General features: G+C 65.2%; 11 protein-coding genes and 1 riboswitch. Of the genes, 8 read left to right on the forward strand and 3 right to left on the reverse strand.

All coding sequences use genetic code 11. The features are described from left to right. Window positions 1-21: 21 nt before the first annotated feature. The 8 genes from ribH (at window position 22) to LO50_RS19315 (ending at window position 5165) form a co-directional block, all read left to right on the forward strand. Window positions 22-498: a 6,7-dimethyl-8-ribityllumazine synthase gene (ribH, locus tag LO50_RS19280; RefSeq protein ID WP_003289143.1), complete on the forward strand. Its 477-nt coding sequence runs from the start codon at window positions 22-24 to the stop codon at window positions 496-498. Further along, complete coding sequence (nusB, locus tag LO50_RS19285; RefSeq protein ID WP_003281759.1) at window positions 495-980, forward strand: transcription antitermination factor NusB; 486 nt, start codon at window positions 495-497, stop codon at window positions 978-980. Before ribH ends, nusB begins: the two co-directional genes overlap by 4 nt. 12 nt (window positions 981-992) lie before the next feature. Further along, a complete protein-coding gene (thiL, locus tag LO50_RS19290) occupies window positions 993-1955 on the forward strand; it encodes a thiamine-phosphate kinase (protein ID WP_044316040.1) in 963 nt (320 codons plus the stop codon). Between the two features lie 48 nt (window positions 1956-2003). Next, window positions 2004-2501, forward strand: coding sequence for a phosphatidylglycerophosphatase A family protein (locus LO50_RS19295; RefSeq protein WP_023444676.1), 498 nt, complete (start codon window positions 2004-2006; stop codon window positions 2499-2501). An 84-nt stretch (window positions 2502-2585) separates the two neighbouring features. Next, on the forward strand, window positions 2586-3233 hold the full coding sequence (locus LO50_RS19300) for a retropepsin-like aspartic protease family protein (protein WP_003281753.1): 648 nt from the start codon (window positions 2586-2588) through the stop codon (window positions 3231-3233). A 110-nt stretch (window positions 3234-3343) separates the two neighbouring features. After that, window positions 3344-3961: a GTP cyclohydrolase II gene (ribA, locus tag LO50_RS19305; RefSeq protein ID WP_003281750.1), complete on the forward strand. Its 618-nt coding sequence runs from the start codon at window positions 3344-3346 to the stop codon at window positions 3959-3961. After that, the gene (locus LO50_RS19310) at window positions 3958-4365 is read left to right on the forward strand and encodes a hypothetical protein (RefSeq protein WP_044316041.1); all 408 of its coding nucleotides are present in this window, start codon (window positions 3958-3960) and stop codon (window positions 4363-4365) included. Before ribA ends, LO50_RS19310 begins: the two co-directional genes overlap by 4 nt. Continuing rightward, on the forward strand, window positions 4365-5165 hold the full coding sequence (locus LO50_RS19315) for a cobalamin-binding protein (RefSeq protein ID WP_044316042.1): 801 nt from the start codon (window positions 4365-4367) through the stop codon (window positions 5163-5165). Before LO50_RS19310 ends, LO50_RS19315 begins: the two co-directional genes overlap by 1 nt. Before the next feature lie 22 nt (window positions 5166-5187). Here the strand turns inward: LO50_RS19315 and LO50_RS19320 are convergent, their stop codons facing one another. From LO50_RS19320 to LO50_RS19330, 3 genes are all read right to left on the reverse strand, one after another. Continuing rightward, complete coding sequence (locus tag LO50_RS19320; protein ID WP_044316043.1) at window positions 5188-7044, reverse strand: TonB-dependent receptor domain-containing protein; 1857 nt, start codon at window positions 7042-7044, stop codon at window positions 5188-5190. A 98-nt stretch (window positions 7045-7142) separates the two neighbouring features. After that, window positions 7143-7359, reverse strand: a riboswitch (cobalamin riboswitch). 243 nt (window positions 7360-7602) lie between these two features. After that, window positions 7603-11256, reverse strand: a complete 3654-nt coding sequence (locus tag LO50_RS19325; protein ID WP_044316044.1) for an AAA family ATPase — start codon at window positions 11254-11256, stop codon at window positions 7603-7605. Further along, window positions 11253-11712: exonuclease SbcCD subunit D C-terminal domain-containing protein (locus tag LO50_RS19330; RefSeq protein ID WP_044316045.1), on the reverse strand; the 460-nt coding region annotated here is incomplete at its 5' end. The genes LO50_RS19325 and LO50_RS19330, both read right to left, overlap by 4 nt.

Raw genomic sequence — 11712 nt, forward strand, 5'->3', positions numbered from 1 at the left:
TAAAGAGATGAGAAAGCACCCATGCCCCTGAAGACCATCGAAGGAACCTTCATCGCCCCGCAGGGCAAATACGCCCTGGTCGTAGGCCGCTTCAACAGCTTCGTCGTCGAGAGCCTGGTCAGCGGCGCGGTCGATGCGCTGGTTCGCCACGGCGTCAGCGAGAACGACATCACCATCATCCGCGCACCGGGTGCCTTCGAGATTCCGCTGGTTGCGCAGAAGGTCGCCCAGCAGGGTGAATACGACGCCATCGTCGCCCTCGGCGCGGTCATTCGTGGCGGTACGCCGCATTTCGAATACGTTGCCGGTGAGTGCACCAAGGGCCTGGCCCAGGTTTCCATGGAATTCGGTGTGCCGGTCGCCTTCGGCGTACTGACCGTCGATTCCATCGAACAGGCCATCGAGCGCTCCGGCACCAAGGCCGGCAACAAGGGCGCTGAAGCTGCACTTTCCGCACTGGAAATGGTGAGCCTGCTGTCGCAGCTGGAGGCGAAGTGAGCCTGAATCACGACGATAGCCAGGACGCTCCCCAGCCCAAGGCCAAGGGCAAGATCGCCACGCGCCGGGTTGCCCGCAGCCTGGCGATGCAGGCGCTTTATCAGTGGCACATGGCCGGTCAGAGCCTCAACGAAATCGAGGCGCAGTTCCGCGTCGACAACGATTTCTCCGGGGTGGACGGCAGCTACTTCCACGAGCTGTTGACCGGTGTCGCACGCAGCAAGAGCGAAGTCGACGGTGCCATCGCGCCGAATCTCGACCGTCCGCTGGACGAGCTCGATCCGGTGGAGCTGGCGATTCTGCGGCTGTCCACCTACGAGCTGATGCAGCGCATCGACGTGCCTTACCGCGTGGTCATCAACGAAGGCATCGAGCTGGCCAAGGTCTATGGCGCCACCGACGGGCACAAGTTCGTCAACGGCGTGCTGGACAAGCTGGCCCCCACGCTGCGCAGCGCCGAAGTGCGCAATCACAAGCGCTGAGGGCTGCTCGCCTTGCTGGGTGAGTTCGAGCTGATCCGTCACTACTTCGCCGCCGCCGCTTGTGCCAGGGCTGGCGGCGATGTCGTTCTCGGCATCGGCGATGATTGTGCCCTGCTGCAGCTTCCGGTCGGCGCACAGCTGGCGGTTTCCACCGATACCCTGGTCGCCGGGGTGCATTTCCCCGATCCCTGCGATCCCTTCCTGCTCGGCCAGCGCGCGTTGGCCGTGGCGGCCAGTGATCTCGCCGCGATGGGCGCCACGCCCATCGGTTTCACTCTCGCCCTGACCTTGCCTGCTGGCGATCCACTCTGGCTGGCGGAACTTGCCCGTGGCCTGGATTCGATGGCGCTTGATTGCAGCCTGCGTTTGATTGGTGGCGACACTACCCGCGGCCCGCTGAGCCTGACCGTCACCGTGTTCGGCCGGGTGCCGTCCGGTCAGGCGCTGGTTCGGTCTGGCGCGCAGGTCGGTGATCTGCTCTGTGTCGGCGGTGTGCTCGGTGAGGCGGCTGGTGCCCTGCCGCTGGTGCTGCGCCAGGCCGAGGCCGATGCGGACGTCGCCGAACACCTGCTGGCACGCTACTGGTCGCCGCAACCGCAGCTGGCCCTGGGTGAAGCGCTGCGAGGCAAGGCCACGGCGGCGCTGGATATCTCCGACGGTCTGCTGGCCGATTGTGGGCATATCGCCAAGGCTTCGGGCGTGGCCTTGCAGATCGTGCGTGATCGCCTGCCGCTGTCCGAACCTTTGCGGCGCTTCGCCGGCGACGCCGAAGCGCTGCGTTGCGCGCTGGCCGGCGGCGACGACTACCTGCTGGCGTTCACCCTGCCGGCTGCTGAGCTCGTATCACTGCAGGCCGCCGGCTGGCCGGTACAGGTCATCGGCCGGGTGTTGGCAGGGGAGGGTGTGCAGCTGATCGATGCGGCGGGCAATGAAGTCGCTGTGTCCGAACGTGGTTACAACCATTTCAATGCGTAAGTGCTGCGATGCGATCGCTTACCTCCGATCCGAGAAAGGAACGCTGTTTTGACTGAATCCTCACCAGTCGCGGCCAAGCCGCAAACCCTGGTTTGGTCCGACCCCTGGCACAACCTGGCGTTCGGCTTCGGTTCCGGGCTGATGCCCAAGGCGCCGGGTACCTGGGGTTCACTGGTAGCACTGCCGTTCGTGCCGCTGTGGCAACTGCTGCCGGGGTGGGGTTATCTGCTGATGCTCGGCCTGACCATGCTGTTCGGCGTCTGGCTGTGTGGCAAGGTGGCGCGCGAACTCGGCGTGCATGACCACGAAGGGATCGTCTGGGACGAGTTCGTCGGTATCTGGATCACTTTCTGGCTGGTGCCGGAAGGCTGGTACTGGATGCTGCTCGGCTTCGTGGTGTTCCGCGTGATGGATATCGCCAAACCCTGGCCGATCAGCTGGGTCGATCGGCATATCCATGGCGGGGTGGGGATTATGCTCGACGATATCCTCGCCGGTGTCGCGGCCTGGGCGGTCATGCAGGGACTGGTGGCGCTGTTGGTTTGATTGTGCGTCCGGTCGCTGCAGGCAGTCGGCCATTGAAGGATGATCGGCGTTCGCCCCGGGCCCGGTTTCGAGGAAGAAATAGCCATGCGTAGCGTCTCCGTTCTGTTCGCCAGCCTGTTGCTCCTGCCCGCGCTGGCGCAGGCCGCCTCCATGGTGCAAGTGGTCGGGCTATTTCCGGGCGCTGCGGTGGTCAATGTCGACGGGCAGCGCAAGCTGGTCAGGGTCGGTCAGACCGGCCCTGGCGGCGTCCAGGTGGTGAGCGCCGATGCCAGCGGTGCGGTGCTGCGCGTCGACGGCGTTGAGCGTCATTACAACCTGAGTCGCGAATACAGCGGCGCCTACGCGGCGCCAAGCAAGACCCAGCTGAGCGTCGCAAAGGGCACCGGCGGCCATTACTGGATCGCCGGGGCGATCAACGGCCAGTCGATTCAGTTTCTCGTTGATACCGGCGCCACCTCGGTGGCGATCAACGAACATCAGGCCCGTCGCTTGGGCATCGACTACCGCGTCAACGGTCGGCCCATGGTGGTGAGCACCGCCAGCGGTACGGCGAAGGCCTGGCGCGTGCATCTCAACAGCGTCAAGGTCGGGGCGATCGAGGTGCTCGGCGTGGACGCGGTGGTCGTCGAGGGCGGTTCGCCTACCGAGGCGCTGCTCGGCATGAGCTTTCTCGGGCGCGTCAGCTGGCGCGAGGAGCAGGGCGTGCTGGTGCTGGAGTCGAAAACCTCCTGAGCGGCTTCCTGACGGCACGATAGGCGCGGTCGACGACCAAACTCTCCAGCCAGATTCGCGGTTAGTTGGTGTTACAATGTCCGCTTTTCTGCCTCCTGGGATTTCCGCCCGTGTCTGTCGTGTTCGTCGCCGCTTCCCAACTGCCGACGCCGTTCGGTGTGTTCACCATGCATGGTTTTCTCGACCAGGACACTGGCAAGGAACATGTCGCGCTGACGCTCGGCGACGTGGCCGATGGCAAGCCGGTGCTGGGTCGTCTGCACTCCGAGTGCCTGACCGGCGATGCGTTGTTCAGCCTGCGCTGTGACTGCGGCTTCCAGCTCGAAGCGGCACTGCGCGCGATTTCCGACGAGGGCCGCGGCGTGCTGCTCTATCTGCGCCAGGAAGGCCGTGGTATCGGCCTGCTGAACAAGATTCGCGCTTACGAACTGCAGGATGCCGGCGCCGACACCGTCGAGGCCAACGAGCGTCTGGGGTTCGCCCCGGACATGCGCGACTACGGCATCTGCCTGCCGATGCTCGAGCACCTGGGCATCGCCGAGATCAAGCTGATGACCAACAACCCACGCAAGGTCAAGGCGCTGCAGGGCTTCGGCATTCGCGTCGCCGAACGCAAGCCATTGCAGATCGCGCATAACCCGTACAACCGCAACTACCTCGCCACCAAGGCCGGCAAGCTCGGCCACATGCTCGGCGAGATTCACCAAGGCGAAGCCGAGCAGTCGTGACGCGCGCCGCCGCCCTTCGCCAGCTCGCACGTGACGGCTGGCTGCATACGCTGCTGATGGTGCTACCGGTGCTGGTGCTTGGGCGCACATCGGTGGTGTTTGCCGACTGGGGTCTGCCACTCTTCGCTGCAGGCCTCGTCTCGCTGTTCTTCAGCCTGCGGGCCTTCACCCGGTTCAAACATGCACTGATCGCCACCGAACAGGCGCTGAACGGTCCGGTGGAGGACGACGCCTGGAACGATCTGCGTCGCGTGCGCCGTCACGGCCTGCTGATCGCCTCGTTACCGGCCTGGTTCGGTGCTGCGGGTGCGCTGTTCGGCATGGAGCCGGTTGCTCGCCTGTTGCTGGTATTCGGCAGCCTGGTCTTGCTGGTGCTCTACCGCATTCCGCGGCAATTGCGTTGATGCGACGTCTACTCCTCGCCGCGCTGATTTCCCTGGCGTCATTGCCTGCGTTGGCTGCCGAGCGGGTGGTGAGTCTGGCGCCATCGCTCAGCGAGATCATGCTCGAACTCGATGCTGCCGACCGGCTGGTTGGCGTCCTGGATGGTGGCGAGCGCCCAGCGGCGCTGCAGTCGGTACCTTCGGTTGGGCGCTACGGCCAGGTGGAGATGGAAACCCTGCTCAGCCTGCGCCCTGATCTCGTGCTGCTCTGGCCGGACAGTGTGCCGCGCAGTCAGCGTGAGCAGTTGCAGCAGTTCAGTATTCCCGTTCTGGTTGTCGAGCAGACCCGTCTCGAAGGGCTGGCCGAGCAGTTCGTTGTAGTGGGTAATGCCGTCGGGCGCGCCGAACAAGGCGAACGACTGGCCGGGCGCTTTCGTGCAGGCCTCGCCGAATTACGCAGCAACTACACGCGCGCTGAGCCGCTGCGGGTGTTCTATCAGATCTGGAATCGCCCGCTGTATACCCTGGGCGGCCAGCAGATCATCAGCGAAGCGATCGAGGTGTGTGGTGGGCAAAACGTTTTCGCCGATCTGACCCTGGCGGCGCCCCAGGTCAGCATCGAAGCCGTGCTCGCCCGCGATCCCGAAGTCATTCTGGCCGGTAGCGGTGCGCAGCTGGACGAATGGCAGGCCTGGCCGCAGCTCAGTGCCGTGCGCAGCGGTCGACTGCTTGAAGTGCCCGACAAGGGGCTGGAGCGACCGAGCTTCCAGATGCTGGGGGCGATCAGGAAGCTCTGCGAGGTGATGGCGGCTGCGCCCTGAGCGGGCGCGCCGGTAGACGCTGCTACAGCGAGGGAGTCCAGGTGACGGCGAACAGTGCGGTGCGGCCCGCTTCGCGATAGCCGTAATTCTGCGACGGATCCCACCAGTTAGTTCCGTCTGGGCGGTTGTAGGTCGCCAGCGCGTAGTCGCGGTCGAACAGGTTGTTGACCTTCGCCTCCCAACGCAGCTCCGGATGGCTCTGCCAGCCAGCGCGCAGATCAAAAACGCCATAGCCGGACAGCTCGCGGGTGTTTGCGATCGTGTCGTAACGAGCGCTGGAAACGTGCCAACCGGCGCCAGCCGAAAGCGTGCCGAAAGTGCGATCAAGGTCGATGCTGAGCGTGCGCTTTGCCCGGCGCGCCAGAGTATGGCCGCTGTCCCGATCGCGTGGATCGATGATGCTAACGCCGAGGCTCGCCTGCCAGCCCAGCAGTTCGCGCGCCGCACTGGCTTCGAAACCGTTGATCCGTGCCTGGCTGACGTTCCCCATCCGGTTTTCGCCCCAGGCGATCATGTCTTCGACATCGGTACGATAAAGCGCGGCTTCCAGCTGGGTCTCGTCGAATTCGGCGCGCCATTGTAACTCATAGGTCTTCGAGGTCTCCGGCTTGAGGTCCGGATTCGGTCCCCATAACGGCGGTCCGTAAAGATCGGAGAATGTTGGAGCGCGGAAGCCTTCGCCATAGCTCAGAATCCAGCGCTGCGACTCACCCACTGGCAGGCTGACAGCGGCATTCCAGCTGTTGTGGCTGCCGAACTGCTGGTTGTCATCGTGGCGTAGCCCGAGCTCGGTGCCAAAGCGCTCGCCTTGAAAGCTGTGCTGGGCAAAGAAAGCCGAATTGTCGCGGCTGTCTTCCTGAAAAATCGTCGCGGAATCGAGTTGGTCTTCATACCAGTCGCCGCCGACGCTCAGTTGGTGGCGCTCGCTCAATTGCAGCCGATTTATCCAGGCCGCCGAATGACGCGTGGTTTCCAACAGGGTGTTGTTCCAAGCGCTGCCGGCGCCGACGGCGTGATTACGATCGAAGCTGCGACCCAGTTCCAGACGGCTATTCCACATGTCGGTCAACTGACCGTCCAGGTAGCCGCTGTAACTGCTGACCCGAAACTCGTCCTGCGGCGTTCCGGGTTCGAAATCATTGGCGTCGTCATACTCGTTCTTGCCGCGCTGGTCGTTGAGACTCAAGCCCGCTTTCCAGTTTGCATCGAACTGGTGATCCAGCTTCAGGTGCAGCGCCTTGTTGCGCTGGCCATCGTTGTCCCGATCGGCGCCGCGGTTGTCGCGGGTGATATCGAAGCCGTCGCGCTCGTCGAGGCTGGCGCCAAGATGGACGCGGGTCTGCTCCGTTCCGGCTGCGAGGCTCAGGCTGCGCTGGAAGGTCTGGTCGCTGCCGGCGGCCAAGCGGACTTCCGGGTTTATTCCGGTTTTGCCGCCACGGGTAAAGATCTGGATGACGCCACCAATGGCATCTGCACCGTAAAGCGAGGAGCGCGGGCCACGGATCACTTCGACACGCTCGATGTTGTCGATAGCCAGGTAGTCGAGGCGGGCGAAACCGCTGGTGGCCGAGGCAATGCGTTGGCCGTCGACCAGCACCAGTGTTTGCGCGGTGCCGGTGCCGCGCAGCGACAGCGACGCCACACCGCCAGGGCTGCTCACCTGTACGCCTGGCACACGCCGCAGCAGCTCGGGCACGCTGCGGGCTTGTAGCCGTTCGATATCCGCGCGAGTGAATACGGTATTGGCTGCCGTCGCCTGGGCGCGGGGTTCAGCCTGGCGGGCGGAGGTAATGAGCATGCTTGGCAGCTCCTGCTCAGCAGCAAACACCTGCACGCCAGGCAGCAGCGCCACGGCCAGGGCAAGTCGGGACAGTTTCATTCTTGGAATTCCTCAAAAGATCGCAGACTTTTGAGGAGGGCAGGAACAAGCGCGGGGGATGACGGGCAGCAGCGCTTGACGGTGCTGCCCTCCGCAACACCAGTCGAATCCGTCAGGCCGGTCTCCGGGCTTTCGACACGCATCACGCTCACCTTCCCATGTCGGAACACAGTGGCTGTGGAGCGGACGGCGATCCCTGAGGATCGCGGTCGATTACCGTTGCGGGGGCAGCGCCGGCCTTGCTCATCGAGCGCACCGGCTTCCCGTTTAATGCGGACCTTGCGGTCGTGCACACCTGGGCGGATAAGAAAACGCGCGAACCTTACGGCTGGTGCTGGGGAAACACAAGCGGACGAATGGCCGCAAGGACAGTGGTTTCCAAGCAAAGCCGCGCCCCAGGGCCGCTCGAGCGTTGCTCGAAAAACATCCAGCCGCGATGGTGCGCAATGTTCAGCGATCGGCGCTGACTTGCGGGCGCCTACATTGGGCTCGAAGCCGCCGAGGTCGTGCCGACTGTCGCCAAGCGACGGCGGCATGTCCGCGCGACAGCGCCGAGCTTTATGAAAGCCCCCCGACAATCTGTAGATCACTCTGCCCATTGCCCTGCCGGCGCACCTGGATCTGCACTGGAATGCGCTCGTGCATTTCCGCCACATGGGAGATCACCGCCACCTTGCGGCCCTGGGCCTGCAGCGAATCCAGCGCGTCCATGGCGATCTGCAGCGACTCGGGGTCGAGGCTGCCGAAGCCTTCGTCGATAAAGAGCGACTCGATCCTGAGCTTGCTCGAGGCCATCGAGGCCAGGCCCAGCGCCAGGGCCAGCGAAACGAGGAAGGTCTCGCCGCCGGACAGCGAATGCACCGAGCGCAGCTCGTCGCCCATCTCGGTATCCATGACCAGTAGGCCCAGCGGGCTGCCGCCGCGCTTGAGCCGGTAGCGCCGGGCCAGTTGGCGCAGCTGCACATTGGCGTGCTGCACCAGCAGGTCGAGGTTGTAGGCCTGGGCGATCTTGCGGAAGGCGCCGCCGTCGCTGGAGCCGATCAAGGCGGCGATGCGCCCCCAGCGCTGATGCTCGGCCCGTGCGACGTCGATCTGTGCGAGCAACGCTTGGCTCTGGCTGCGGCGCTTGTCGTCGTCGATCAGCTTGGCGCGGGTTTCCGCGCAGCGCTGGTCGGCCTGTTCGCACTGCTGCAGTTGCTCGGCATGGCGCTGCTGCAGCCGTTCGGTGTCCGGCGTTTCGGCCTGCTGCAGTTTGTGCGTGTTCAGGCGACTGAGGCAGCCGTCCAGGCGCTCGCGACAGCGGGTCAGGGTTTCGGCGTTCTGTTGCAGGCGCTGGCGCGCCTCGGCAATCAGCTGGTCATCCATGTGCAGCAGCTGGGCGAGGGTGGCATCGTCCAGCTGCGGGTGGCTGGTGCGCCAGGTGGCCAGTTCCGCTTTCAGCGCGTCGCGTTCCTGTTCCAGTTCGGCTTGGCGCTGGCGACAGTTCTGCTGCTCGCTGTGCAGTCGCGTCAGGCCAACCTTGCACTCGTTGAGCTGCCGATCAATCTCGGCCTGGGTTTGCCGCGCAGCCTGGATGGTCGCGTCCAGCTGCTGTTGCCAGGTGCTGGCGCTGGTCTGTTCGCCAAGGCTGGTACGCAGCGCCTGCTGGCAGGCCAGCAGCAGTTTCTCGCGCTCGGTCAGTCGTGCGCTGCAGCTTTCCTGTTTCTCCTGGCGATGGCGTTGTTGCAACTGCTCGTCGCTGCGGCGCTGCTCGCACTGGCGCAGCTCATCGGCCAGCTCGGTCTGCGCCTGCAGTTGCTGCAGCCGCGTGGCGATGCTGGTGTCCAGCTGCATAAAGGTCTGCGCCGGATCTTCGCGCCAGCGCTGCAGCCGCTCGGCAGGCAGCAGCTCGGCGAAGGCCGTCAGCTCTGCGTCGAGCTGCTGGGCGTCGCGGGCGAGGGCATCGCGCTGGCGCTCGAGCTGCTGGGTCGCTTCGACGCAGGCCTCGCGCGCGGCCTGCCAGGCTTGCTGCAGGGTTTCGCTGCGCTGCTGCAGCGCGAGCAGTTGCTGCTGACGCTGGCTGGTGTTGGCGATCTGGTCTTTGAGTGTCGTCAGCTGCGCTTCCAGCCATTGCGAACGCTCGGCTTCCGGCTGCTCAAGCAATCGCGTGTGTGCGGGCAGGGCGAGGAGGCGCGGTGCCAGGGCCTGCAGCTGCGCCTCCACTTCGCCCTGGCGTTGTTGCGTCTGGCGCAACTGCGTGCTGAGCGCGACATGGCGATCCCGCAGTTCCTGCAGACACTGGTCCTGTTCCTGCAGCGACTGGCGAGCGCGCGCGGCTTCGCTGTCGTCGTGCTGATCTAGGCTGGCGACCAGCGCGTCGGTCTGCTGCCAGGGATGCTCGTCGCTGCCGCAGACCGGGCAGGGCTCGCCGGGAACGAGTGCCGCACGCAGCGCTTCGACATTCTCGCTGCGTGCCAGGCGTTGGCGTTCAAGCAGGGCGAGGGTAACCTTCAGCGCCTGCTCGGCAGCATCACGGTCACTACGAAGCTGTTTGCCCTGCGGTACCAGGCTGTCCAGCTCGGCCTGCTGGCGGATGTGGGCGTCGCTCAGTTCGCGCTGGCTGGCGGTGAGCGTGAGCTGCTGCGCCCAGAGTTCGCGCAGGGCCTCGGTTTCGCGCTCGGCCTGGCGCCATTCGTCGAGCTGTCGATGCAGACCGGCCAGCTGTTCGGCCAGCCCTAGTTCGCTGTCGCGCTCGCGTTGCAGATTGTCCAGCGCCTCGCGCGCCTGGCTTTGCCGGGTTTCGGCAGCCTTGGCCTGTGCTTCCAGTGCCGGGAGTTCGCTCTGTCCTTGCTGCAGCCGTGCCGCCAGCTGGACGGCCTGTTGCAGGCGCCGACTGTAACCGCCCCAGGCTGCACAGAGCGGTTGCAACGCTGCGCTGGTCTCGAGTTGCTGCGTCAGTGTCGCCAGCTGTTCGGCGGCGCGCTGTTGCTGCTCACCAAGCTGCTTGAGCGTTGCCTCGCCGGCGCTGGCCGTGGCATCGGCCTGGGCGCTTTCTGCGCGGATCGAGGCGAGGTCGGCGTTCAGATGGCTGAGGCGCTCCTCTTCGCGGCGCGCTTGCGCAAGCCTCGGCTCGGCCGTCTGCCGCGCCTGTTCGGCTGCGCGCAGGTCGTTGCCAGCGGCTTCGCACTGGCGATGCAAGCTGTCGAGACGTTGCTGCAGGCTTTGCGCCTCGTGCTGCAGGCGAGTGAGACTTTCGGCGGCCTTGCCGAGCAGGGGTTCGAGTTCCTGCTGACGCAGAAAACGATGGCGCTGCGGCGCGAGCAATTCGAACAGCTCGAGAATACGGCGGGCCTCGGCCAGGCTCTCGCGCTCGTCTTCGGCGTCCTGCAGCTGCTGGCGTGCCGCTTCGCGCTCGTTTTCCAGGCGCTGCAGTTCGCTGAGCCATTGCCGCTGGGCTTCCAGCTTCTTGAGCTGCTGTTGCAGCTTCTTCAATTCTTCGAGCTGGGCCTGATGTTCGCGCTCCAGTACTTCACGCTGCTCGGGCTCCAGCGGCTGCAGGCCGCCGGCCTGCTGTTCAAGGCGAGTCAGGCTCTCCTTCGCCTGCTTGGCGGCCTCGAACGCGGCCTGGCCGAGGCGACTGTAGAGGCCGGTATCGGTGAGCTTTTCCAGCAGGGTGCCACGCTCGTTGTCGTCGGCCTTGAGGAACGCGGAAAACTCGCTCTGCGCCAGCAGCACGGCGCGGGTGAACTGGGCCAGGGTCAGCCCCAGGCGCGCTTCCAGCAGTTCCTTGAACTCGCGCTTTTTACCGCTGGCCAGGAGCGTGCCGCTGTCGAGATCGGTGAGGCTCTGGCTGCTGGCCTGCAGTTTGCCGTCGATCTTCTCTTTGGCACGCCTGACCTCCCAGCGCGCGCGGTAGCGGTGGCCGTCGACGCCGACGAAATCCACCTCGGCGTAACCTGCGCCACAGCCTCGGCGCAGCAGGTTGCGCTCATCGCCGCCGCCGATTTCGGCCTCCACGTCGGGGACCTTGTTCAGCGGCGAAACGCTGTCGAGCCGCGGCGTGCTGCCAAATAGCGCCAGGCACAGGGCGTCGAGGATGGTGCTCTTGCCCGCACCTGTAGGCCCGGTGATGGCGAACAGGCCAGCGCTGGCCAGGGGTTCGGCGGTGAAATCGATGATCTGTTCGCCGGCCAAGGAGGCCAGGTTCTTCAGACGGATGGCGAGGATTTTCATCGCTCAATCTCCTCATGGGCGAACTCGACTCGTTGCAGCAAAGTGGCGAAATCGTCCAGCGCCTGCTCGTCCGCCGGGTTGCCGTACTGTTCTTCCCAGGCGCGGGCGAACAGCTCCTGCGGGGTGATCTGGTCGAGGCCGAGCAGCACTTCCGATTCCGTCTCGCCGCGCTTGCCGGCGTATTCACTGGCGATGCGCACCAGTCGGCAGGCCTTGCCGGTTATCGCGGTTTCGATGCGCTGGCGCAGGTCCGGCAGCGGCTCGTCGAGCAGCACGCGTACCTCCAGCCAGGGCAGGTTGTCGTCGAACAGACCGGTGGGCGGCAGCGCTTCCAGCGCGGTAATGATTTCGGCCAGGGGCGCGCGGCCGATGCGGATCATCTCCACCGCGCGCGGCACCGGCAGGCTTTCGACCTGCGCCAGCTGCTCGCCGTCGAGTTCGACCAGCAGCACCTGA

The organism is Stutzerimonas stutzeri (genome assembly GCF_000935215.1).
GTDB lineage: Bacteria > Pseudomonadota > Gammaproteobacteria > Pseudomonadales > Pseudomonadaceae > Stutzerimonas.